Source organism: Grimontia sp. SpTr1 (assembly GCF_947387585.1).
Classification (GTDB): Bacteria; Pseudomonadota; Gammaproteobacteria; order Enterobacterales; family Vibrionaceae; genus Enterovibrio; species Enterovibrio indicus.
In genome coordinates this window covers 127,942-151,695 of sequence record NZ_CANDOD010000005.1, presented here as the reverse complement: position 1 = coordinate 151,695, position 23,754 = coordinate 127,942, and the positions used below count along the sequence as shown (strand labels likewise).

Sequence of the window (23,754 nt, the reverse complement as noted above, 5' to 3'; positions counted from 1 at the left end):
TCCAAGTTATCCGCTTTTTGAATCGGATGCTTGATCCGATTCGTCTTATCTCACTTAACCTTATGATATTTATTTAATTAGCTAAGAATAAGCATGTGTAAAGAGATGTTGAATCGGATCGGATCTGATCTCATACCCTGTTTGCAACACTACCAGTGTTTAAACATACCAACATAAGTAAATTGAGAAGAGCCAATTACACAAGACCTAGGTGATTTAAAATCACTAGAATCTCCTACAACTATGTGTGTGGCATTCAATAAATGAGGTTTCAAAGCATCAAGTATTGGTTTTTGATTTTCCGTAGGTATACCCGCACTTGGGAAAAAGTTATCAATGCCATGAGAAAGGTCTTCAATATAGAAAAAGTCATGGTCGTAAAACAGTTCGTCTTGTTGGCAGGCAAACTCATTGATTGGAGAGTCATCTTCACTATATGTCTCTTTGAAAATCACGCTGATATCGTTGAGGCTGGTTTTTGCCACCCAGAAATGCGCGTTTTGTAATTCTGACATAACACGTAACCTATTTTGCGTTCGCTTAAACCTAAGTTAGCTCTCTACTTAAAATCCTTCCCAAGCCACACTACCCGGCCCAGGACTTCGATGTTCTGCAGCTTATCGGCTTCAACGTTTTCGTCTGGCTCTTTGTTGATGTCCGTGTATACATCAACGCTGCCATCGACTCTGACCTTGACCCATCGGATGAGCATGTTGCCATTCAGTTTCAGGGCAAGCACACCATCGGAAACAGATGCATCTGACATATCGATCATGACGCTGTCGCCGCCGCTAATGATTCCGCCTTCCACATAGCTTTTAACGAAGTAGATTCTCAAGCTTTCTGGCTTCAAACCTCGATACTCTAGCCATTTCTTCCTGAAGGCGAGCTTTCGCCTAACTGGAGCTGAGTTTTGCTCGCTGTTGTCCATCTCATCGACAGTGACATGGTAGCCCTCAACGAGAACGAACTCTTCACTATCAATGGTGGTGATGGCCTGCATTGCCACTTGGTCAATATCAGTAACCACATCCCCGGTGAAGATCTCCCCTTCCCCGGTCGCAAACCAGTGAACACTAATACCGCCTACCAAACAGATTTTGGCAGCTATATCGAGACCTGGTACCCCACCCTTCAGGTATTTGCGAATCATAGTTTCGGATACACCGACTTTCGACGCAAAACTTCGAATGCTTTGCTCGCCGATGATGTATTTCAGTCTGTCGGTAAGGGAGTTCATTACCCCAGTTTCCTCCGAAAAAATCTGTCCAGATTCCAAGCCGATTTAACCAAAAAAAATAAAAAGAAATCTATCAACTAGTTAAGTGTAAGTCGGAAGTACCAGGCAGATAAATGTGAACCAAATCACTGTCTATAAATTGATCAGCTCAAAAGTTCGCATTATATTTAACTTCATAGTTCGCAGTGCGAACTTTGGTGCGCAATATTCACTGTTCGCGATGCGAACAAAACAACCAAGAGTTTAAACCAAACCATGAAATTAGTCACCGCAAGAGACGTTCGTGCGGCACTGATCCAAAAAGGCTATAGCTGCCGAAGTTGGGCGCTTGAGAATGGATTTGGCCCGAGAACAGTTCAGAAATGTATTCAAGAGCACCCACCTTGCTCCAAAAGAAAAGTTCGAGGTGGTGCGTACAAAGAAATCCTACGCGAACTATCAAAAACACTCGCTGAGGATCTACTAAGGAACAAAGCTGATGGGTAAAGAATGGTTTACCGCGAATGATCTGGCAGGTCTGCCAGCTATGCCCCAAACGGCCAGAAATGTGCGCATTCGTGCGGAAAAAGGCCAATGGCAAGTGCGTAAGCGCCCCGTGGGTAAAGGCTACGAGTATCACATCAGCTCACTTCCTGGTGCGACTATTGCTGAACTAAGCAAAACAGCAATTAAAGAAACTCATGGCGAACGTGCAGCTGCTCAGCTCAATGCCAGCTTAGACCAGGAGAACCGAGCGAAAGATAAGCAGCAGGCCAACATTCGTGCGGAGGGACTCAAAGCATTCAATACTCTCACTGACCGCCAGAAACAGCTCGCTGAATCTCGTGCAGAGATTGTTCGCCTGCGCTCGCTCTATTTATCTGCATTCAAGGGCCAAATGTCAGACGGCCATACCCACTTTATCCAAGAGTTTAAGGAGCAAACCCTTCCTCTCGAAAATACCGTTTACGAGGTGGTAGTAAACGTCAGTCGTTCAACCATTGATCGTTGGGAAAAAGCACTTCAGCAAGACGGGATTTGCGGTCTTGTTAGACGCAAAAACGCCCGAAAAAGTGACAGCGTCATTTGCCAACAGCCAGACCTTGAGCAGTTCTGTATCACCTTATTAATTTCACGCCCGCACTTTCAAAAACAGCCTTACAAGATGCGGGAATATGCGCTGGTGCAGAAAGAGAAAACTAAGGCTAGTTGGACAGTACCTGCCCCATCCAGTTTTAGACGGTGGATCAACTACTGGGTAAACACAAATCAGGGCAAGCACACCTTCGCCGTTGACCATAAAAGCTTTTACGGCAAAGAACGTGGGCTAATCCATGACCATGATGCCTGGGTGAGTCGGCCAAACGACCTCTGGGAGCTGGATTCAACCCCGACTGACATCATGTTAAACGTTGATGGCAAGCTCGTGCGCTATTCAATTGTGGGCTGTATCGATGTCTACACACGACGCGTGAAAATGCTTCTCGCACCGACCTCAACCTCTGAGGCTATTTGCTTGCTAATCCGCAAAACCATTTTGGACTGGGGGATGCCCAATCAAGACGGCGTCATCAAAACTGACAACGGCAGCGACTACATCGCGAATAAATCACGGGCCGTATTTGCTTCCCTCGGCGTAAAACACATGCGGGCGAAACCCTTCTCAGGATGGGAAAAGCCATTTATTGAACGTTTCTTTGGCACTTTCCAAGGCGGCATTGTTGAAGTGATGCCCAACTACATTGGCCATAGCGTGAAAGATAGAGAGCTCATTGAAGCCTGTCATGCATTCGCAGCCCGCATTGGCGATGGAAAAAAGAAACGGTATGAAGATGCACTGGAGCTTGGGATCTCTCCGAGTGAGATGCAGCAATTCATGGATGATTGGTTAGAGCATTACTACCACCAAAATCCTCATTCAGGATTAGACGGTCTAAGCCCTTACCAGCACTACCAAAAAGCGAACTATAAACCCCAATTTATTGCAGAGCCGCGAGCTTTGGACACCTTATTGAACTTCGCCGGAGAGAAAAGCATTCGTCGTGGTGGCGTTCAGGTCAACAAACTCGTCTACCGTGCACCAGAGCTCCAAGAAGAAAAATACATGCGTCAGAGAGTCAACGTATACCTCGACCCATGCGATGTGGCCCGTGCCTATCTCTACCCCGTCCATGGTGATGGTGAATGTATCGAGGCCATCAACGCTGACTTAATAGGCCGTGAAATTAGTCCGCAAGAATTCATCGAAGCTAGACGCCAAACAGAGAAACAGCTTCGCCAATTTAAACGCGATATGAAGCGTTATGCCGATGAGTTTGGCATTGATGATCTGGCCGCTGAGGCCATTGCCCAGGCAAAAGCCAAAAACAACATGCTGCCTTTCCCGAAAGAGACAACAGAGCACAGTAACGTCCTTTTGACCGCACTCGAAAAAGCGGGCATGAAGCCTTCACAGACTCGCAGCCATGCTCAGCTTGAGGCCATTGAACAGCATAGAGAACAACGCAAGAAACAAACCGAAAGAACCGCTGAGCAAGAATCCAGAATGCTCAAAAGCGAACGCGAGATCGCCTGGGATATGGCAGACATCTTGGTTAACGGCGGGGAGTTAGACGAAAGGCAGAAAAAGTGGTTTAGCAACTACATGCGCAACCATCAACTCACTGCACCTCAAATTAAAAAGTACATCGAATCCGGCGGTAAAACACGTCGGTTGGCTAAGTGATCTTGGCTTTGGGTATCACCTGAAGCGAGAAGGGACGGCTCACAATCCTGGCCGATTGTGAGCCCGATTAATCGCTCGTAAGAGCAACCATAATCATAAGGTATCATAGACATGAGAAATAAGATTGTCGATGTGAAAAACGTGTCAGCCTCCATGGCACTGTTAGAAAACCTATTAACCCGCTCCCAAATTGTGCCCGGTATGGGATTAATCCATGGCGAAAGTGGGTTTGGGAAAACCACCGCTCTTCAGTATCTCTTCAATCTGGATAGCACCAATGGTGTTTATGTTCGATGCTGCGCGAGCGATACACCTACCAGCATCTTAAATCGTATCGCCAAAGAATGTGGTCTCATCCCTGCGGGACGCGCTTACCAAACTCTCGAAGACATTATCGAGTGCGTTCGCAGAAACGAATTTAGCCTGTTTGTTGATGAAGCTGACTATGTCGTTGGCAGTAAGAAAATCATGGAATCATTCCGTGATATCTACGACAACACCGAGCAGCCTGTCGTTCTGGTCGGCATGGAAGAAATCGCCCGCCGTATCTCACACCGCAAGCAACTCCACAACCGCATCAGCGAGTGGGTGGAATTCAAACCTGCTGATCTGCAAGACGTAGCCACTTTCGCTTATGAGTTGATGGAGATAGACCCTCAAATCCACCTTGATGATGCCCTACTCGACCACATTCGGGTGAAATCCAGAGGTGTGGTTAGAACCATTCTTTCAGCTCTTAGCAAAATTGAGCGTTCTGTGAATGGGAACCCACCACCTGATGGCGTTGTTACGATGGATGACATTTCTGGTCTCGACTTATTTATGACCGTAGCCCGCAACTAATGGAGGTTACCTCATGGCTAGGGAATATAAGTGCGAGCAAATATGGACATATATCTGCTCCCACGATGTCGTCAACGCCAGAGATGTATCGCTGAACACGGGTATCTCTGCTGATTTAGTGAGCGTCAATCTTAGTCGTTTTGCCAACAGAGGGTGGCTAACTTACGTCAGCGGTAAAGGAGTAAGTGGCGATCCTAAGTGCTACAGAAAAACGCATCAGGCAAGGCCGGAGTTTAAAGGTCACACAAGAGATAAAAGCAAAAGCAGATATTCAAAAAGTGATCGGCAGATGCTCTGGAACAACATGAAAATCAGCAGAAAGTTCACGGTGACAGATTTGCTCTCTTCTATCGATGTCCCTGTAAGGGTCGCAGAGCGCTTCATCACCGTGCTTCACAAAGCAGGTTATGTTTCGCCGTTTACCGTTCGAGGGGCTCAAGTTAAGCGATTAAACAATGGTTATGAGCCCGTTTGGGTGCTCACGAGAGATACAGGGAGACTCGCCCCCAAAGGTAGGAAAAGTGGACTCTGGGATCAGAACGAAAAAAAGTTCTATCGCTTTCAGACACTAGATGAAGCCAACAACCATTCGAAGGTTTCATCAAAAAAGGAGATTAACCAATGACATGGCTGGATGAACTGAGAAAGCAAGTGGATGCCACTTCGCTAGGCAGCGCCGCCAGTGCAATGGGCGTCTCGAAAGCGATGATCTCTCAAGTCCTTAACGGCAAATACAAAGGCAACATGCAGCGGGTTCAAGGACTGGTGGAAAGCGTATTCATGGGGTACACGGTTGTGTGCCCTGTCCTGGGAGAAATTCCAAAGCATAAATGCGCAGCACATCAAAACGCCAAACATGTTGGCAGCACACCCAATGCCATACGCCTTTGGAAAGCCTGCAGAAGCGGTTGCCCTAATAGCCAATTGGATGAGCGTTTAACCACCCCTATCAGGTTAAGCATTGAGTCCAAAGCTGCCATGCAGAAATCAGAAAAGGTTTGCTCAGAACCAACCAGAGAAAAAGTAACGCTGCGCCAATACGACGCAGCTGCTGTTTGCGCGAGGTTGGAACGGCAAGCGAAAACTGATTCTGAACACATGGCCGGAAGCTATCACCGCCTGTACATCGAGCTACTCAAACGCGAGTTGATAGCCGTTGGTAATCGCTACAACCGCCTAATTAAAGAATGAACATCGTGAATCAGCCAAGAGGTAATAAAAGGCTGAAACTCGAACCAGGGAATGAGGAATTCAAGATGAAAAGTTTGAATCCACAACATCAGGTAAAGCAGCTGCTCCAGGCCCTTCAGAAAATGAACTGTCAGGTCACTAAAACTGCTCAAACCGAAAAAACGCTGGTGATACACGTCGATGCACCTGTGCCGGAGCTTCAACACCATAGCGTTCTGATCACTGAAACCGTTAATGGCCTGACCCGTCGCATCCGCGCCGCACGTCACTCAGGCTGCTGTGTCGTATGGGAGGATTAATATGACTGTTCAAATTCCACAAGGTTACCGCGTTAATGCACAAGGCCACATGGTGCCGGAAACTCAAATCAAAGCCATCGACCTACTGAGAGACGACCTGGTTCAGAACGTGGTGTCTGCAGCCAGAGAACAGCAGCAAGCACTGGCAGCGTTCAAACTGCTGGCGATGAATGAGGTCACTGACTTTGTTGACCTGTCTGCAGAGGAATACGACGTCAAATATGGCGGCACGAAAGGTAACGTCACTCTGATGAGTTTCGATGGCCGTTACAAGCTTGTCCGCGCAAAAGGAGAACACAGAGTGTTTGACGAGCGTATCCAAGCGGCCAAGACCCTTATTGATACCTGTATTAACCGTTGGAGCGAGAACGTCAACGACCATATCAAAGCGCTGGTTGATCATGCTTTCAGGGTCAACAAACAAGGGCGTATCGATGTTAACCAGGTGCTCTCACTGCGTCAGTTAGATATCGATGACTCCCAATGGAATGAAGCCATGGATGCCATTGCCGATTCAATCCAGGTCACCGGTACCAGTAGCTACCTTCGACTGTATGAGCGCAACAGTGATGGCAGCTATCGCCAAATTCCGCTCGACATCGCCAAGCTCTGAGGTGGGCCCATGAAACGCGAAATAGATATCGTCATGCCTCTTATCCGGGGCCCAAGAGATATTGAACTGGGTGAACAGCGTTTGGCTTTCTTTGAAAGAGCCCGAAGCCGCCACAAAACAGAGGAACTGGTCATGTTACTTCGCACTGTACAAGGTGACGAAGCCAACAACCCGAACCTCTATCAGCGGGGAGTTGCTGACATGCTGCAGTACCTATTGGGTATCACCCATAAGCCTCCCCTCTCGGAGCAAGATTAACCCTAAATCCAAGCCCCCAAACACTCGGGGCTTTTCTTTTTAACGAGGGAATAAACCATGATTGAACCCCGTTTAAACCTTCCACTGGCAGGTTTCAAAAAAGCCAGCGCTAACGAAGCAAATGCCTTGGTCAAAGATACCCAACTCATTCATTACGAGGCACCGGAATGCTCAGCGCTTTATGGCTATGCCAGAAAGGGGCAGCTTATCGCTGTTGAACTTATCCAACTTGGAGCCGTTTCTGAATGGTGGATTGAGGAGAACAACTAATGGAACAGAGAACACGCCTAATTAGGCTGATCCATATCGGTAAAAGAGAGCTTGGCCTGGATGATGAGATCTACCGTGCCCTGCTGCAGCGAGAGACGGGTAAAGATAGTTGCAAGAGTATGCTTGATGCTGAGCTAGAAAAGGTACTTCTAGCGATGGAACGCCAAGGCTTTAAAAAGAAAGTCACCCAAAGCAAAAAGCGACTGAGTCCAAAAACCCAAGGCCAACCCACTGTAATTTCGAAAATCCGGGCGCTTTGGATCACGATGGCTAAGGAGGGGATTATAAGGGATGGGTCAGAAACAGCACTCGATGGATATGTTCGTAGGATGACTAAAAAACATAGTGGCAGAATGGTTGAACATGTCGGTTGGTGCAATCAACAGGAAGCTTACACAATTTTAGAAAGCCTAAAAAAGTGGAAGCTTCGAGTGTCTTTGATTCACTTAGAACACTAAGCTGTAGTAATCAATAGATCTTCAAACGGCCTGTCGATCTTGTCTTGCTTGTTCCTGGAGTTAATTAGTTCATTAAATTGCTTTGCCCTAATCCAGAAACTAGATGGCAGTTCTTTCCTCTTGGCTCTAAACTCAGCCTCAGCTTCTGTCAAACATGTTCTGGCATTGCAGTAGAGTTTCGTCCTTACATCACCCTTTTTGATTAACTTAACCACTTCATCAAAAGATGATAACCAACTCAAACGCGTATTCGCTTCTAGAATTTTCCATATATGATCGTGCACATCTGACAGATCTTTAAGCAATTGCTTCTTATCTGCATCCCCTGAGGTTTTGAGTGATTGAGTTAGAGAGTTACTTGCTTCTACGATATCGTCATAGCCCACTTCAACCCCTCTTAGTTTTGCTCGAGATAGATAACCTTTTGCTAGACGCTGGTACCAAACTGACTTGTTGCTTCCTAATACTCTTACAGACTCTAGGCAGCACTCAATTATGCCTGTCACTGAGGATGTTTCGGACTCTGCTAAATACCAGTATTCAAATGCTCTCTCTCTCTTTTGTCCTTTTTTAACAGCTTTGGCCGCTATATTTTTTATAGAGTCATAATCGGGCTTAGGCTGTTCACTTAAGCACCTAGCTTTCATTAGCAGCAAATCAGGATTTTCTTTATATTTCTTTAATCCTTCATCAACTGTTCTAATAGCTTCAAGATATTTTTCTTCTTTTAGAAAAGCAACAGACTGCCTAATTATCAACCCTATATATTTCCTATTGCCTTGCTTTCCTGAAGTATCAGTACCTGCTCTAAGATTTTTGATTGATGTCTTTATCTTATCAAAATCTAAAGCCAACTCTCGCTCATTCGACTTGACTACTAATGCTGTTGTATTTGATAAACTATAACGTTTCTCGCCTTCAATAATTGATGGTTCACTCACTAAAAACAAGGACTGTAGTTCTTCTAGGCATTCCAATAGTTGATTTGGTTGAAAAACTAATGCTTGTTTTAGTTCAGTGACAGAACAGCTCCCGAAGTAATATATACCAAGTAGTGCTCTTTTTGAGTTCCTCTTTAAAGAATCAATTTCTCTCCGAATTGCTGCATCTCGTGCATCTTCTCCTGCATGCCCTTTCCACTCTTTAATGGCCGCATCAAACTTATATCCAAACTTGATTAGTCTTAATATGGAGGAAGTAAGCAAAGGGGAACCATCGGTTGCAGAGTGCAACCTACCAATGGCATTTCTATTTAGAGAGCTACTATTGTATTTCGTACACGTCAAATCAACATATTGACTATACTCATCTATTGGCATGCCTGGTATATCGATACAGAGGTCAGATGAGTATGCGAGTTTCTTCCTTGTTGTAACTAGAAACCTAACGTTATTTGATCCCAATTGACGACAACTATCTACTACCTTTCTCTGTTCATCATCTTCTAATGAGTCAATATCATCAACAATAATTAAGGAAGGGAAAATGGGAAGTGCACTTCTTAGCTCTTGTTTTATGATAGAAATTGCAACATCATCATAATCTTCTGATTCCAAAGAACATTTCTCTGACAATGCCAATAAAAATGTTCTAGAGCACTTGAAATCTGAGTCGTTCAAATCATAGAAATCATTATCAACTCCAGAAAATTGTTTTTCTTTAACTGATAACCATACAACTCTCTCATATCCTGAAGGAGCTGCACTAACAAACCTAGTAGAAAACTCATATGCTATTGATGTTTTACCTTTTCCTCCGTCTCCGCATAGGATCTTTGTGTACTCGAAATCGTCAGACAACCACTTCCAAAGGCTACTTAATGTGTCTTCTCTACCAATAAAATCAGAACATATAAGCTGTCTATCCGGTAAGTTATGATCTAAAGACTTTGCAATCTCTCTAACTTCTAATTTTTTACCACTTGGAAAATTTCGTCCTGAGAAAAGGAACTCCCAATTTGACGGACTTTTTGCAGGAATTTTCTCATCTAAGGTTCTCATGTAGGTATCATGAACCTTGAAAATAGGCTTTTTGTCTTTTTGCGGGCCATCTCTCACAAACGCCAAAGGGTTCTCACCACTTTCACGCTTGGGAATATGTATTAACCCCATAGAGTATTCATTTTCTTCTATAGTAATTAAATGAGTATTAAATGTAATATCAATCTGCTTATTGGTATACTTCTTGATAAGATTTCTAACTACAGAAAGGTCAAAATCAGAAAAGTCAACATCTATGGGTTCGAAACGGATGTCCTTTTGAGTTTCGTGAATACCGTATATAAGATAACCACCATAACTGTTGTGGAATGCAACTATGCTCATTATGGTTTTTGCAAGAGACGCAGGGTCGGTACCAAACTCTTTTTTATAGTCCCATAGATCAGACTCTTTTGGAAATACAGTGTTTCCTTTGGTCAATAACTCAATAGGGCTAGCGCTAACCTCACCAACCTGTATAAACTGAAGCATTGATTCTTTTATTGTTTGCAAGTTACACACTGTACCCTCTTCCAATTTGCCCCCCCCCCCATATGTGGTTAAAATTCAATACTAACAATGATGCATATCATATACATTGCTACAAACCACAAATTTTGGAAATATTACGTTGAAATTTATATAGAAAAACACTTTTCAGGCAAGAACAACCCTACCGACGTTACTTAAGTTTTTTCATTATTTAGTGAACAATCTGAGTGACTATTCAAACTTAACTTGGCCACAAGAAGGTGAAAGTCAAAATCCACCATTGACGATCCTTTTTGATCCATCTGCAATAGATGTATCAACGTTTTTGGTGAAGTGGGGCCACGATGAAAGCAAAGCAAACCGACCTGTTTGGAGATGGGCATCTCGACCCATCTCTACTCGAACACCTTGACCATCTCCCGGACGAACATAACGCCTGGCCAACTATCCTGTTGGAGCTTCATGGCGTGCTGCAGCAAAGATTAAGTAAGCGTGGTATCGATATCCCTGAGCTGGCGCTGGAGTGCGTGCTGGATATTGGCGAGTACATGGGCGGTATGCAGGTTTACCTGCCAAGAGGTGACCGATTACGCCAACAAATTCGAGACATGAACATCTGGCATGAATTCAACGGCACGAATACAAAAATTCTTGCGAGGCGCTACGACGTCACAGAGAAAACCATTTACGAAGTGTGCGCCCGGATGCGTAGGATGGAACAGACAAGGCGGCAACCAGACTTGTTTGGGTAGTTCCCAAAAGCACTTCTTGACGCGAACCAGACCGCCAACTTGCCGACTACTGGCCCCTTCTCTCCGGGGCCAATTTTTTATCTGGTCATAAACAATCACCAACGGTAATCCGCCACACTCACCCCGCGCTCATAACCTGACTGAAACCACCTACAGAGGTTTCAGTCATGCAATACCCCTTTAACACAAACGCTTTTCCCCCTGCCTTTTGTCATGCTGTGCATTTTGTGCTTGAGCGTGAAGGCGGCTATGTTGATGACCCGCTGGATGCAGGCGGCGAAACCAAATATGGCATCAGCAAACGCAGCTATCCCAACCTCAATATTGCAGCGCTCAGTATTGATGATGCTGTGGCCATCTATCACCGCGATTACTGGATTAAAACCGGATGCCCTCACCTTCCTGCAGTGGCGGGCTTTCTGGTATTTGATGCTGCTATCCAGCACGGCAAACGCCAGGCAATTAAACAACTGCAGCGCGCTATCGATGTGGTTGATGATGGCGATGCAGGCCCTAAGACCCGCGCAGCTGTCGAGCGCACACCGCCGTTGGTGCTCATCGCGCGATATAGCCTTCAGCGTGCCCGCTTTTACGCCAAGCTCGTTGCCCGTAAACCCAAACAAAAACGTTTCCTGAATGGCTGGTTCAACCGCATTGATGAACTGGCCCAGAAAGCCATTGCCTTCGAATAAGGAGCAGACCATGGCCCTAGCCACTATCGCGACTATCGCAAGCCTCGCCACCGAGTTCGGCCCCGCTGTTCTCCGGGGTATTGGTTCCCTGTTCGGCGGCAAAACAGAAAGCGTCGCCAAAGACATTGCCAACCTGGTTGACCATGTTGATACCACGGTGAATGGCAAAGCAGCCAAAACGCAGAAGGTAGAGCAGTTGGTCGCCCAACTGCCACCCGATGCCCTGGTTGAACTGGAGACCATCAAAGTCGAGCTGGAGAAAGAGAAAAACCGGCGCCTGGAACTGACACTGAACGACAAACAAAGCGAACACAGGGAAACCCAGACGACCATCCGTGAAGGCGACAAAGCGGAAGATGAATATGTCCGCCGTACCCGCCCCAAAGGCGCTCGACTGTCTTTGTATTCCTGTATTGCTTACATCTTCCTGTTTGAAGGACTGGCCGCATTTAGCAAAGGTGATGGGGCCAATATGGAATTTGCGGGCATCTTAATCGCACCGTTCCTGACTTACATGGGCTGGCGAACGCTGGATAAACGCGGTCACACCACTGCGATTAAAACGGCGTTTAAACAGGGATTATCTGCCTTTCAAACGCCGACTCAACAGGGGGCACGATGAGTGATATCGCCGATCGCGCTCAAATCAGCGATGAGATATTCGAAAGCGCCCTGCTTCACGCCCATCAATGTCGCCACCGGGACACCGCAGATATTGATGACGAGGGAAATCACTGGTGCATCAGCTGCGGCGAATTAATCCCCGCTGCACGTTTAGATGCCGAGCCCGATGCGGCGCGCTGTATTGAATGTCAGCGCTATCACGAACGCAGGGGGCGTTAATGACTCTGGAGCTCATCCGAACCTGGTGGCCAATAATGGCCACCGTACTCAATGTACTTTTTCTGCTGGCCTGTTTCGCCCTGATGAAAACCTTTGCCCGCAAAGAAGAGCTGCAGAACATCAAAGAGGCGCACAGTGAATTGGCACAGCGTCATATTGCCCTGCAGCAACAGGTCGAGAAGTTACCCGACCATGATGAAGTGTCTGGCCTGAAACTCAGCATTGAAAAACTTCGCGGCGATATTCGGGAAATCAGGCCCAAGCTCGAAGGGCTAGACCGCATCAGCAACCTGCTGCTAGAAAATGAACTCAAGGAAAAGAACGGATGACATTGCAAACATTACTTCAACAAGACCGACGCCTGGTGATGTTGCGCGTGCTCAATGAAATGCCAGGCTATGAAGCTAACGATTCTATTATTGATTCCGCGCTGGATGCTTATGGCCATAATGTCAGCCGCGATTTGGTGCGCACAGAATTAAGCTGGCTCGCGGAGCAGCTGCTGGTCACGCTTCGCGATGTGGCAGGCACTCAAGTCGCGCGTATTACCCAACGCGGTATTGATATCGCCACCGGCCAGGCAACCCACCCTGCCATTAAACGCCCACGTCCAGGGGAATAATATGGCTGACAAGGCGCACACCAAAAACCGCATCAGCAAAATAGACAAGTTGCCGGACGATATTAAAACCCAACTCAATATTCTGTTGCGTGACGGCAAAATGCCACAGACCGAAATCCGCGAACAGATTAATGCGTTGATTGATGAGTTTGACCTGCCCGACGAACAGAAAATCAGCCGCAATGCCCTAAGCCGATATTCGCAAAGTTTTCATAAAGGCATGGCGCGTTATCAGCAGGCCCAGCAACTCACCCAACAATGGGTAAAACAATTTGGTGAAACCCCGCAAACCGATATTGCCCGGAGCTTAATTGAAATCGGCAAAAGCCAAATCTTCGATATTCAAATGAAAGCGCTGGAAGAGAATGAACCGCTCGACCCGAAAACCCTGTCAGCGCTTTCACTTGCCATTAAACGTTTGCAGGAAGCGCAAAGCGGCAGCGTGAAGCTCGAAAAAGAAATCCGTAAACAGGCCATGGAAGAAGCGGCAAGCACAGCCGAACAGGCAGCCAAAACATTAGGGCTGACCAAAGAAGGGGCCACCACTATTCGCAATCAAATATTGGGGCTGTCTTCATGAATACCCATCAAGAGCGCTCCCCCATTGCGCGCGCAGTTAATCATCTTCATTACCAATATGATGAAAAAGAGGTGCTGCTGCCTTATCAGAAATATTGGATTGAGGATGAATCCCCGCTCAAGATTGCCGAGAAGTCACGAAGAACCGGTATCACCTGGGCCGAAGCTTGTGACGCCGCATTAACCACATCAAAAAGCAAAGCCCATGGTGGCTGTCATCATTTTTATGTCGGCTCAAATAAAGAGATGGCCCGCGAGTTTATTGATGCTGTCGCCATGTGGGCAAAAGCCTTTGATAAAGCAGCGGGCGAAATTTGCGAAGAAGTCATCGAAGAAGAAGACAAAGATATTCTGACCTTCGTGATTTACTTTGCGTCCGGTTTTAAAGTGCAGGCTCTGTCATCCAATCCTTCAAACCTTCGCGGCATGCAGGGAAACGTCACCATTGATGAAGCGGCCTTTCATGAACGTTTAGCAGAAGTATTAAAAGCCGCCCTCGCCTTAACCATGTGGGGCTGTAAAGTCCGGCTTATTTCCACCCACAACGGGACTGAAAACCCGTTTAATGAACTCATTCAACAAAGCCGCGCAGGGAAAAAAGAATACAGCGTTCACACCATTACCCTGAGTGATGCCTGTCATGATGGATTATACCAACGTATTTGCCAGGTCAGCGGTCAGCGCTGGAGCCAGGAAGCCGAAGATAATTGGATAGCCGGATTAATTAAAGCAACGGCCACCGAAGAAGATGCACTGGAAGAATATTTCTGTGTGCCGAAATCCGGCTCAGGTGTTTATATTCCCCGAAGCTATCGCGAGCGCGCAGCCATATTAGAAAACAACGTGGTTCACTTCAGTGGCTCGGCTGCGTTTAACGCCCTGCCCGAACCTTTACGCGTCTTGGAGATGGCCGAGTGGTTAAACATTCACGTTAAACCCCTGCTCGATGATTTGCCTCAGCACCTTCGCCATACCCTCGGGGAAGATTTTGCCCGCTCTGGGGATTTAACCGTTTTTGCACCCTGTACCGTGCTGGCCAATACCCAGCGCCAAATCCCCTTTTTGGTTGAGCTGTTTAATGTGCCGTTTAAACAGCAAGAGCAAGTGCTGTATTTCATTGCTGACCGATTACCACGCCGTGATGGCATCAAACTCGATGCCAGAGGCAATGGCCAATATTTGGCCGAGCAAGCCGAAGAGAAATACGGGGCAGAAGTCGAACAGGTGATGTTATCGACCGCTTATTACCGCGAAAACATGCCGCGCTTTAAAGCTGCATTTGAAGATGACGAAATACAACTTCCCAAGAATGAAGATGTGATTAATGACTTTTCATCCATTCAAATCATTCGTGGGGTACCCAGCATTGATGACACCCGCACCAAATCCAGCGACGGCCATCAACGTCACGGGGATTCAGCCATTGCCATCTTTCTTGCCTATTTAGCATCTAAAGAAGAATGCCGTCGTTATGAGTTGCACCGCATCGTGCAAAAGGAAAACCAGCGACACCTGCATGAAGACACCCGCCGACAGTTCAAACACACCCGTGGCCTGAAAGGCATGCGCGGTGGCCTGCTTTAGGAGAGCACAATGATTATCAACCCAGCCACCAATAAGCCCTTTACGCGGGATGAAAAAGAGGCACTGCAGCAACACCATAGCCGTGCCCATGTCACCAGTGTGCGCCGCCCGATGGCCGCCCACTCTGTCGCCAGTTATCTCTCCCCGGCTAGGCTCGCCAACGTGCTGCGCAATGCCATCAACGGGCAGGCCGAAGACTATTTTATCCTGGCGGAAGAAATGGAAGAGCGCGATACCCATTACCGCTCGGTACTCTCTACCCGTAAGCTCGCTGCAGCCTCCATCAGCCCAACCGTAGAAGCCGCCAGCGACGATGCCCAAGACCAGGAACTGGCCGAAGCAGTGCGCCAACTCCTTCGCCATCCGCAATGGGAAGATTGCGTGTTTGACCTGTTGGATGGCATTGGTAAAGGAATTGGCCTGGTTGAATTACTGTGGGACACCAGCGACACGCCCTGGCAACCGTTCGAATACAAATGGGTAGACCCGCGCTTTATCCGACTGGATGAGGAAACACAAAGTGAGCTGAGATTACTCACCGACGACAGCCCCAGCGATGGTGAACCCCTCGCCCCCAATAAGTACCTGGTACATCTGCCGCGCATGAAATCCGGTCACTGGTTGCGGGCGGGTCTCGCCCGCGTAGTTGCTGTCATGTATATGCTGAAATCCTTCACGGTTCGGGATTGGTGGGCGTTTGCCGAGGTGTTTGGCATGCCCATCCGCGTGGGGAAATACCACAGCAATGCCTCAGAAGATGATATCCGTACTTTAATCGATGCCATCGCCACCATTGCCAGTGATGCAGGTGCGGCTATCCCTGAATCCATGCAAATAGAGATGGTGGAGACCGCTAAAGGCAACGGCGGCGATACCCTGTTTGAGAACATGGCCGAATGGGCCGACCGCCAGATTTCAAAAACTGTCCTTGGCCAGACCATGACCACGGATGACGGCTCAAGCCAGAGCCAGGCCAAAGTCCATAATGAAGTGCGCCAGGACATTATCAACTGGGACGCCCGCCAGCTCGCCAATACGCTGAACGCCTGTTTGGTGAAGCCTTTCATCGACATGAACTGGGGGCCACAAAAGCACTATCCCCGCATCATCCTCAAGCTTGAAGAAAGTGAAGATATCAAAGCCTGGGTGGAAGCCATCACCCCGCTAATAGACAGAGGCATGAAAGTGCAGGCATCAGAGGTACGCGACAAGGTTGGTCTGTCTGATCCAGAAAGCGACGGCGAGCTGCTGCATGCCATCAACAATGAGCCTATCTTTGAACCTGCGCTAAACCGACAACAGTTAGCCCTTAACCGTGCCCTACCCGCCATTGATACAGAGGCGGAAATTGACGAGCTGGTAAACAGTGGGCTGAAAGACTGGGAAGCCGTCAGCGCCCCCTTACTGAACCCAATCCTGGAAGCCGCAAAGCAGGCCGACAGTTTCCAAGGTTTCAATCTGGCCCTGAGCGATATCGCCAAGGAACTTGAGGCTACTGACTTTGCAGAGCAACTCGCCAGGCTTTGCTGGCAAGCTCGTGCCCTTGGAGATGTAACCGATGGATAAGGCTATCGTCCCAGAAGAGGCGCTGGCCTATCTGAAAGCCAAAGGGTTGAAGGTGGGGTTCCATCATGCAGATGTGTGGAAAGAAGAACACAATATCGCCTTCACCGTCGCCAAGATGATGCAGCTCGATATGCTGCAGGATGTGAAAGAAGCCCTCAACCAAGCGCTCGAAGAGGGCCAAACCTTCGGCCAGTTTGCTGCAAACCTGAAACCCTACCTGATAAAGAAAGGATGGTGGGGTGAACAGCTTGCTCGTGACCCGCTCGATAGCGATGTCAAAGTGGTGAAGCTCGGCAGCAATGCCCGATTAAAAACCATTTATCGAACTAACATGCGCACCGCCCGCGCGGCGGGCCAATGGAAACGCATCGAGCGCACCCAAACCAGCCACCCCTTTCTGCTCTATGAACTGGGCCCGAGCCGAGAACACCGAAGAGAGCATCAAGCCTGGGCAGGTATTATCCTCCCTACCGATCATCCCTGGTGGCAAACCCACATGCCACCCAATGGCTGGGGCTGCAAATGCAGAGTTCGCCAGTTGAGCCAACGTGAAGCCGACAGACTGATTGCTTCAGGCCAGTACAGAATAGAAGCACCACCGCTTGAGGAAAGGGATTGGGTTAACAAACGAACCGGGGAAGTTGAGCGGGTACCGAGGGGCATAGATCCGGGGTGGAGCTATCACCCAGGAAAACGAAAAGAAGAGATAAGAAGGCGATTTCAGAAAACGCAACAGGAGGCGCTGTGAACATCTCTTTGCCAAATTTAACATGATTGATTGCTCATCTGCTTCCATCTACTGTACGCCCGATTTAAACAGCTTTTAAACAAGCCTTTCAATAGATGTCATGTGGTTTAATCAGCACCAAGATTTCAGTAATTGTCTTACTAATCCAGATACAGAAAATTTGGAAAGACACTTGTTTATAAAAATGGGCGATTCCTAATATACAATAAAATCAAAATGCAATATAATATTGAAATTATTCACTATAACGAAAGAAAAATGAAAGAAAAGAATAGTACCAGTCAACAACTGGCAGTTGAAAGATACAAGTTCATCCTTGATAAAATTAAGTATCTAGATGGAATTCATAACTCAAGTTTTTCATATTTACAAAAATCAACGATTCTAATGACAACATCCATAACAGGAGTATTGTTAGCTTTAATCGAAGGGAAGATCGAATTAAAAACAGCCAACTTGGCGATCGCCTCCGCTGGATTAATATCTTCAATAATCATATTATTTCTAATCCTAACAAGTCTTGCTGTAATTTTTTCATGGTTGGATTACAGAGAAGAAGAAGTAGAATTATTAGAGAAAGTGGAGTGTGATATAGGCAGAAAAAAGCCAATCATCGGATTTAAGAAAGTAATGCGATGGAGCGAGACTCACCTAATAATACTTCTATCTGTTATGCTAGTGATAAGCTTAATAGTGTTCTTAAATCCAGAACTCGTCACATCAATGACGATATAAATATAAAAATTTAGAAGGAGGGCTCTGAGCCCTCCAAATAAAATTATGATGAAACCTTTATAACTAGCTTATCATCCTCATAACTCTTATCAACCTTTATATATTCACAGCTCACCACGTAATCCTCGCCGCAACATTCGCTAAGCTTACGTAAAGTTTTAGATAAATAAGAGCTGTCGTTAGATATAAAATTCATAATACTAGTGTCAATATCATCCGAAACCAGATCTACGCTAGTCAAATAACTATCGCCATACCTTAGACCAATAACAGAATGAATACGTTCTTCGTCTACTTGCAATCCAATAATATCATGAAGCTCATTAACTCTAGGCCATGACAATTTATTACGCCCTTTTCCTGGACAGTTAAGTATCACATTGAAAGTTCCACGCTCTGATATAAGCTCTTTAGCTTCATTGAATGAGATAATCTTCCGGCCCATGATGTATTGAGGTTGGTCATCATCGGTATTACCACTTCTTGCAAGGATAGATTGAATGGAAATCTGCTCACCAATATTTCGGCATACATCAAAACACTTCTTACTTATATCTTTAAACCATTCATCAGTTAAATATTTAGCTCTAGGCAATCTATCTCTGGCAGCATTAGTAGTGCAAGACTCAACCACACCACAGACATTATTGAAGTTTAAACCATTTATAAAAATACCTTTTTCATAAACAAAAAGATTATTATTACTTTCATCCACATATGGAGAGATAAACGCTCTACCACGAACTTTTCCATTTTCAGTAATACATGAAAGTGTTTCTAAAAATCTATCACCTACTATTGAATTTGAAAAAAGTGCACCTTTATAAAATTCAACAAACTCTTTATTAGAGCATGTTTTCCAATTCGGCAAACTAATACTATAAGGTTCTTTGTTATCTTCCTTCAAGATAACTTTCACTGGTAACGTACCACACATCTGCTTGAGGAGTGTTGGTAAATCTTTAGGTGAATGTGTTCTATGGTAGTTGACAGTACCATTATTATTTGGTCTTCTGGGTTGATTTAAAATAGTATCCTCAAACTCATTAGAGTTGACTTCCAGCCGAACCATTGAGTTCCATCTGCTTGACGTTTCACTAGGCTCTGCTGGTCGCATTATAGGCCTAGAATTCATGCCATCATGAAATACTAATGCTCTAAAATCTCCTTTGCCATCCTGATAACGTCTAGAGCTAACTACTATATTACTTGACCACATAAATACAGAAAAAAAGCCAATTCCGTAGCGTCCTCTAAATTTGTGAGTAAACTCTTGAAGCCCAGGAAACTCTGTTCGAGCGGCAGAAGACTTCCAAAACGAACAGCCAAAGTCTAGTAATGATCCAGTTAGAACTTTTTCTGACATCCCAATCCCATTATCAATAACCTCGATAATCGTCTTATCTTGATTACGGTTAATTTTAATTAAGATCTCTCCATGCTCTTGTAAGTTAAATTCATCTTCCATAGCTGCTCGAGCCTCAATAGCATCTGCAGCATTTTGAATTAACTCACGAAGTGGTGTTAGAGGATAGTTATATAAGTCTTTACCACCCAGTGTTTTTGCAAGAGATGGAACATCGGATACCTGCATATTTAGGGGTAAAGGTGTCCAACCATTAACTTGAATATGTTTAGCTAATGATTCTGGGCTTTGGGCCCCAACAACCCCACTAACTTTAAAATGAGGAATCCCACGTTCTTCCATAAAATCAGAACAACTAATTAGCTCTTTATCAATCATCTGAATTATATCGAAGCATAGGCTCCATGCTGGAGCCTGATCCACATTAAATGGAGACTTAGAACTATAGATTAGTTTGGGGTTTTCTGGACTGATTGTAGGCTTTGCCAGTTTATTTTGGAAGCTCCAATGGACAAGTGACTCAGAGTTTATATGTCTAATTGATGAAGTAAACGAAGGGGCTCTTCTATCATCAATATGCATTGCATCTATGCATCGTAATATTAATCCAAGCTTCAGTTCATTTACCGTCCATTCCGTAGGAAAATCAGTAAATGCTCCTTTAGTCTCGCTTAGTCGTGTTTTTAGTTCATTGATACCCCAATTGTGACTATGTGCTATCAAACCAATGGAGTGCGCAAAATGCTCTCTGTACTGAGTATCTTCAATAAGGTGAAGGATCTCACCGTTAGAAGGGTTACGCCACCCCTGAGTTGCTAGGTCTTGTGCTTTCTCCGCATGTTTCATTCTCAGAGCAGAACTTCTTGCATATTTTTCTGAAGCTTTCGAAAAATCAACGCTATCCTTATCCAGACTAGTGTTTACCTTGAAATAATCCAAAGCATCTCGATATTCCGGAGTTTGTTTAAGTTCATCTACTCCATCTCGATATGCGTATATTGTCATTGCCGAGTCATGTAACAATATTGCTCCACCCAAAACATAAGCTTCTGCAGGATTGAGTGGATAGTCCTCGTCAACTAAAATATCCAGCATCTCCCATAATGCATCCATATGCGAAAGGTTATGAACAGTTAATCCCGGTACTTCTTCAGGCAGCGTTGATACCAACTCCCCTACTCGTTCTCTAAACGTATCTAAACTGTCGTATAGATTTGCTCTATGAGCGTCATACTGATCACCTTTTTCTCCAAAAGATGCTCTAAAAATTTTCGAATCTGAGTACATTTCTTTTGACATTTCTTATAGATACCACATTGGTTCTCGGTACGGTTGGAGTGCAAGTAGAATAACCAGTTTCGCTACTCCCGCAAGCGTCATTGTCGAGCTTACTTGTCAATACCTTATCATAAAGTAAAGACTTCTATACTCGATTATATTTTTAAACCGTTAACCTTCCTCCAATACCTAACTTCAGTACTGTCTATCCTCAATAACTTCCAAGAAACAACCACCCTCGTAAATCTCACCTAAACATCTACAAACATATTCTGGCTTCTACTGTTGACCAAAACATCAGGCCAGTGAAATGCCAGAAACTCCCAAAACACGCCACTTGGCGCTCTGTTTTCAACTGCTACCACAGCAGGTAGATGCCCGTGAACGCTGGCTAGAGCTCATCCCCTCTGGCACCTTCTCCGGCATCGATGGCCGCAGTTGGTCAAATTCATCGCCTGATGACGTGGTACTGAACTCTGCCGCTTCTGCACCCTGGGACATTGAACACGCTACCCACATCAAAGGCCCATTAGGGGAGGAAGCACCCGCTTATGGCTGGGTGGAAGAATACGACGTTCGCGATGGTGCCATTTGGGGCCGCGTCGCCTTTAACCGTGAAGGCGTGGATATCATTACCGAACGCAAATACCGCTATTACTCCCCCGCTTTTCTGCACGATGCCCAAGGCAATGTCACCGCGATTGAATCCGTCGGCTTTACCAACAAACCCAACCTGACCGAACTCCCTGCACTGAACCGACAACAACAGGAGCAAGAAACCATGACACTCCCTGTCACTCTGGCAACGGCGCTGGCGCTGGATACGGCTACCGCGACTGAAGCGGATGCCCTCTCAGCGATTGAGACGCTGAAATCTGACAAGCAGCTAGCGCTCAACCGCGCCGACAACCCTGATCTTAAAAAATATGTCCCGATGGAAACCCATCAGTTGGCGCTGAACCGGGCGGAAGCTGCCGAGGGCCAGCTAAAAGCACAGCAGGACGCAGAAACCGAAGCTGTGGTTGATGAGGCTATCGCGGAAGGCAAGATTGCGCCCGCAAATAAGGCGGCGTTCCTTTCTATGTGTCGCACTGACCGCGAAGGCTTTGACCGCTTCCTGGCATCTGCGCCCAAAGTGGTGAGCGACGAAAGCCGACATACCCAGCCACCGAAAAACAAAACCAACCTGGGTGAGCACGAGCTCGCCATCTGCCGAAAGCTCCACATCACCCAGGAGCAATATCTAGCCGCCAAAACCCACACACAGGAGTAACCACTGATGTCACAGTCTCAAGCGCAAATTCTGGAAGCCCTGTTCACAGGCATGAGCGCGGCCTACACCCAGGGGCTCACCACGGCCAGCCCGCAATGGCAGGAAATTGCTACTGAAGTGCCAAGCTCAACCTCAGCCAATAACTACGGCTGGCTGGCTGACATTCCGGGGATCAAAGAATGGGTGGGCGAACGCCAGCTGGCTGACATTGGCAAACATGGCTATGCCATCGAAAACAAAACCTGGGAGACCTCTATCAAGGTCAAACGCGAAGACGTGGATGATGACCAGATTGGTATGTATTCCGTGCTCGCCAAAAACTTTGGTTTTCAGGTTGCCCTGTTCCCGGATGAACTCGCCTACGGCCTCCTCAAAGCAGGTTTTGAGACCACCTGCTTTGATGGCCAGTATTTCTTTGATGCTGACCACCCAATGGGCGATGGCACCTATTCCAATATCATCGGTGTGCCTTCTGCAACAGGCGAACCTTGGTTTTTGATTGATGACACGCAGGTACTGAAGCCCATCATCTACCAAAACCGCCGCCCGTTTGTGTTCAAGAACATGAACCCGAACGAAGAGTTCACCTGGTTCAATAACGCCATGGCCGCAGGTACCGATGGCCGCTCCAATGTCGGTTTCGGCTTCTGGCAAACCGCCGTGGGCTCAAAGACCGCACTGACGGAATTCAACTACGAAAAAGCCATTGAAGCCTTGTCCGGTATTCGCAAGAACAACGGCACGCCTCTGGGTATTCGTCCGACCAAGCTCATCGTCGGCCCGCGTAACCGCGCTGCTGCTAAGAAGCTTATCAACGTCGCCCTGCTAAGCGATGGCGGCAGTAACCCTTATTACCAGGATGTCGAGGTCGTGGTCAGCCCATACCTTGGTTAACCCTGTTTAAACCACGTTTAACCCCATTCAGCATTGGCCGTCAGGCGGCCTTTGCGACTAAGAGGATGAAACAGTGAACGATGCCACTAAATCTGCCACGTCAACCAAAGCGTCACGTTCTGGGAGCACTGAAAAAACCACTGGCACCCAAGGAGCCAGCGCTGTTGACGCTGCCACTGAGACACCGCAACCGGATAGCGAGCAAAGCCCTTTGAACCCACAGGAAGCCATGATGGCCAAGCTGGGAGAGACAGCCTTTATTGCTCTGTTTGTCCGATCCAAACCCGTCGATGGTTTCTGGCGCTGCGCCCGCTTCTGGCCACACGACGGCGCACATGTGTTTGTGGTCGAAGACCCTGCCGCCGCACATCAAAATTATGACGCTGATGTGTTTATCGATGCGGCTGCGCTTGAACGCCTGGAGCAGGAGCAAATGCTCTTTGTTGAACGCCAGCATACGCAATAGAAGGAAGCC

Annotated in this window: 27 protein-coding genes; 23 read left to right on the top strand and 4 right to left on the bottom strand. The window is 46.6% G+C overall.

The features are described 5' to 3' along the window. Positions 1-149: 149 nt before the first annotated feature. Together QL223_RS10390 and QL223_RS10385 are read right to left on the bottom strand one after the other, a co-directional pair. Positions 150-515: a hypothetical protein gene (locus tag QL223_RS10390; protein WP_281544686.1), complete on the bottom strand. Its 366-nt coding sequence runs from the start codon at positions 513-515 to the stop codon at positions 150-152. A 44-nt stretch (positions 516-559) separates the two neighbouring features. Further along, positions 560-1,240 carry a hypothetical protein gene (locus QL223_RS10385; RefSeq protein ID WP_281544685.1) on the bottom strand — a complete coding sequence of 227 codons (681 nt, stop codon included), beginning with the start codon at positions 1,238-1,240 and terminating at the stop codon, positions 560-562. Positions 1,241-1,718: 478 nt separating this feature from the next. On the opposite strand from QL223_RS10385, the gene QL223_RS10380 reads away from it, so the two are divergent. From QL223_RS10380 to QL223_RS10340, 9 genes are all read left to right on the top strand, one after another. Then, positions 1,719-3,944, top strand: coding sequence for a DNA-binding protein (locus QL223_RS10380; RefSeq protein WP_281544684.1), 2,226 nt, complete (start codon positions 1,719-1,721; stop codon positions 3,942-3,944). 111 nt (positions 3,945-4,055) lie between these two features. Continuing rightward, on the top strand, positions 4,056-4,787 hold the full coding sequence (locus tag QL223_RS10375; RefSeq protein WP_188009220.1) for an ATP-binding protein: 732 nt from the start codon (positions 4,056-4,058) through the stop codon (positions 4,785-4,787). 13 nt (positions 4,788-4,800) lie between these two features. Further along, positions 4,801-5,412 carry a hypothetical protein gene (locus tag QL223_RS10370; RefSeq protein ID WP_188009221.1) on the top strand — a complete coding sequence of 204 codons (612 nt, stop codon included), beginning with the start codon at positions 4,801-4,803 and terminating at the stop codon, positions 5,410-5,412. Next, positions 5,409-5,978 carry a hypothetical protein gene (locus QL223_RS10365; protein ID WP_281544683.1) on the top strand — a complete coding sequence of 190 codons (570 nt, stop codon included), beginning with the start codon at positions 5,409-5,411 and terminating at the stop codon, positions 5,976-5,978. Before QL223_RS10370 ends, QL223_RS10365 begins: the two co-directional genes overlap by 4 nt. A 65-nt stretch (positions 5,979-6,043) precedes the next feature. Then, positions 6,044-6,277: a hypothetical protein gene (locus QL223_RS10360; protein WP_281544682.1), complete on the top strand. Its 234-nt coding sequence runs from the start codon at positions 6,044-6,046 to the stop codon at positions 6,275-6,277. Position 6,278: 1 nt separating this feature from the next. Further along, positions 6,279-6,890, top strand: coding sequence for a DUF3164 family protein (locus QL223_RS10355; protein ID WP_158174732.1), 612 nt, complete (start codon positions 6,279-6,281; stop codon positions 6,888-6,890). A gap of 9 nt (positions 6,891-6,899) precedes the next feature. Beyond that, entirely contained in the window at positions 6,900-7,148 is a 249-nt protein-coding gene (locus QL223_RS10350; protein ID WP_188009225.1) for a hypothetical protein, read from the top strand. A gap of 57 nt (positions 7,149-7,205) precedes the next feature. Beyond that, the gene (locus QL223_RS10345; RefSeq protein WP_281544681.1) at positions 7,206-7,418 is read left to right on the top strand and encodes a hypothetical protein; all 213 of its coding nucleotides are present in this window, start codon (positions 7,206-7,208) and stop codon (positions 7,416-7,418) included. After that, positions 7,418-7,876, top strand: a complete 459-nt coding sequence (locus QL223_RS10340) for a regulatory protein GemA (protein ID WP_281544680.1) — start codon at positions 7,418-7,420, stop codon at positions 7,874-7,876. The genes QL223_RS10345 and QL223_RS10340 overlap by 1 nt, the downstream gene beginning before the upstream one ends. Here the strand turns inward: QL223_RS10340 and QL223_RS10335 are convergent. Beyond that, positions 7,873-10,392: an ATP-binding protein gene (locus tag QL223_RS10335; protein WP_281544679.1), complete on the bottom strand. Its 2,520-nt coding sequence runs from the start codon at positions 10,390-10,392 to the stop codon at positions 7,873-7,875. The genes QL223_RS10340 and QL223_RS10335 overlap by 4 nt on opposite strands. A 299-nt stretch (positions 10,393-10,691) precedes the next feature. Between QL223_RS10335 and QL223_RS10330 the strand changes: the two genes are divergently transcribed. The 11 genes from QL223_RS10330 to QL223_RS10280 all read left to right on the top strand — a co-directional run bounded on the left by QL223_RS10330 (position 10,692) and on the right by QL223_RS10280 (position 18,468). Continuing rightward, positions 10,692-11,099 (top strand): Mor transcription activator family protein, encoded by a 408-nt coding sequence (locus tag QL223_RS10330; protein ID WP_158174739.1) that lies wholly within the window; start codon positions 10,692-10,694, stop codon positions 11,097-11,099. A 167-nt stretch (positions 11,100-11,266) separates the two neighbouring features. Beyond that, positions 11,267-11,791 (top strand): N-acetylmuramidase, encoded by a 525-nt coding sequence (locus QL223_RS10325; RefSeq protein WP_281544678.1) that lies wholly within the window; start codon positions 11,267-11,269, stop codon positions 11,789-11,791. Positions 11,792-11,801: 10 nt separating this feature from the next. Then, positions 11,802-12,413 (top strand): hypothetical protein, encoded by a 612-nt coding sequence (locus QL223_RS10320; RefSeq protein ID WP_281544677.1) that lies wholly within the window; start codon positions 11,802-11,804, stop codon positions 12,411-12,413. Then, positions 12,410-12,634: a TraR/DksA C4-type zinc finger protein gene (locus tag QL223_RS10315; RefSeq protein ID WP_115659816.1), complete on the top strand. Its 225-nt coding sequence runs from the start codon at positions 12,410-12,412 to the stop codon at positions 12,632-12,634. Before QL223_RS10320 ends, QL223_RS10315 begins: the two co-directional genes overlap by 4 nt. Then, complete coding sequence (locus tag QL223_RS10310; protein ID WP_158174741.1) at positions 12,634-12,963, top strand: DUF2730 family protein; 330 nt, start codon at positions 12,634-12,636, stop codon at positions 12,961-12,963. Before QL223_RS10315 ends, QL223_RS10310 begins: the two co-directional genes overlap by 1 nt. Then, the gene (locus QL223_RS10305) at positions 12,960-13,256 is read left to right on the top strand and encodes an ArsR family transcriptional regulator (RefSeq protein WP_158174742.1); all 297 of its coding nucleotides are present in this window, start codon (positions 12,960-12,962) and stop codon (positions 13,254-13,256) included. The genes QL223_RS10310 and QL223_RS10305 overlap by 4 nt, the downstream gene beginning before the upstream one ends. Before the next feature lies 1 nt (position 13,257). Then, complete coding sequence (locus QL223_RS10300; protein ID WP_281544676.1) at positions 13,258-13,836, top strand: DUF3486 family protein; 579 nt, start codon at positions 13,258-13,260, stop codon at positions 13,834-13,836. Next, complete coding sequence (locus QL223_RS10295) at positions 13,833-15,419, top strand: hypothetical protein (protein ID WP_281544675.1); 1,587 nt, start codon at positions 13,833-13,835, stop codon at positions 15,417-15,419. Before QL223_RS10300 ends, QL223_RS10295 begins: the two co-directional genes overlap by 4 nt. A gap of 9 nt (positions 15,420-15,428) precedes the next feature. Then, the gene (locus QL223_RS10290; RefSeq protein WP_281544674.1) at positions 15,429-16,985 is read left to right on the top strand and encodes a DUF935 domain-containing protein; all 1,557 of its coding nucleotides are present in this window, start codon (positions 15,429-15,431) and stop codon (positions 16,983-16,985) included. Then, positions 16,978-17,733, top strand: coding sequence for a phage minor head protein (locus QL223_RS10285; RefSeq protein ID WP_281544673.1), 756 nt, complete (start codon positions 16,978-16,980; stop codon positions 17,731-17,733). The genes QL223_RS10290 and QL223_RS10285 overlap by 8 nt, the downstream gene beginning before the upstream one ends. 258 nt (positions 17,734-17,991) lie before the next feature. Continuing rightward, a complete protein-coding gene (locus QL223_RS10280) occupies positions 17,992-18,468 on the top strand; it encodes a hypothetical protein (protein ID WP_281544672.1) in 477 nt (158 codons plus the stop codon). A 43-nt stretch (positions 18,469-18,511) separates the two neighbouring features. On the opposite strand, the gene QL223_RS10275 is transcribed toward QL223_RS10280, so the two are convergent. Continuing rightward, the gene (locus QL223_RS10275; protein ID WP_281544671.1) at positions 18,512-21,133 is read right to left on the bottom strand and encodes an ATP-binding protein; all 2,622 of its coding nucleotides are present in this window, start codon (positions 21,131-21,133) and stop codon (positions 18,512-18,514) included. Between the two features lie 289 nt (positions 21,134-21,422). On the opposite strand from QL223_RS10275, the gene QL223_RS10270 reads away from it, so the two are divergent. The 3 genes from QL223_RS10270 (at position 21,423) to QL223_RS10260 (ending at position 23,745) form a co-directional block, all read left to right on the top strand. Next, the gene (locus QL223_RS10270) at positions 21,423-22,385 is read left to right on the top strand and encodes a phage protease (RefSeq protein ID WP_281544670.1); all 963 of its coding nucleotides are present in this window, start codon (positions 21,423-21,425) and stop codon (positions 22,383-22,385) included. 6 nt (positions 22,386-22,391) lie between these two features. Further along, entirely contained in the window at positions 22,392-23,279 is an 888-nt protein-coding gene (locus tag QL223_RS10265) for a Mu-like prophage major head subunit gpT family protein (RefSeq protein ID WP_281544669.1), read from the top strand. A 73-nt stretch (positions 23,280-23,352) separates the two neighbouring features. After that, the gene (locus QL223_RS10260; RefSeq protein WP_281544668.1) at positions 23,353-23,745 is read left to right on the top strand and encodes a hypothetical protein; all 393 of its coding nucleotides are present in this window, start codon (positions 23,353-23,355) and stop codon (positions 23,743-23,745) included. Positions 23,746-23,754: the final 9 nt, after the last annotated feature.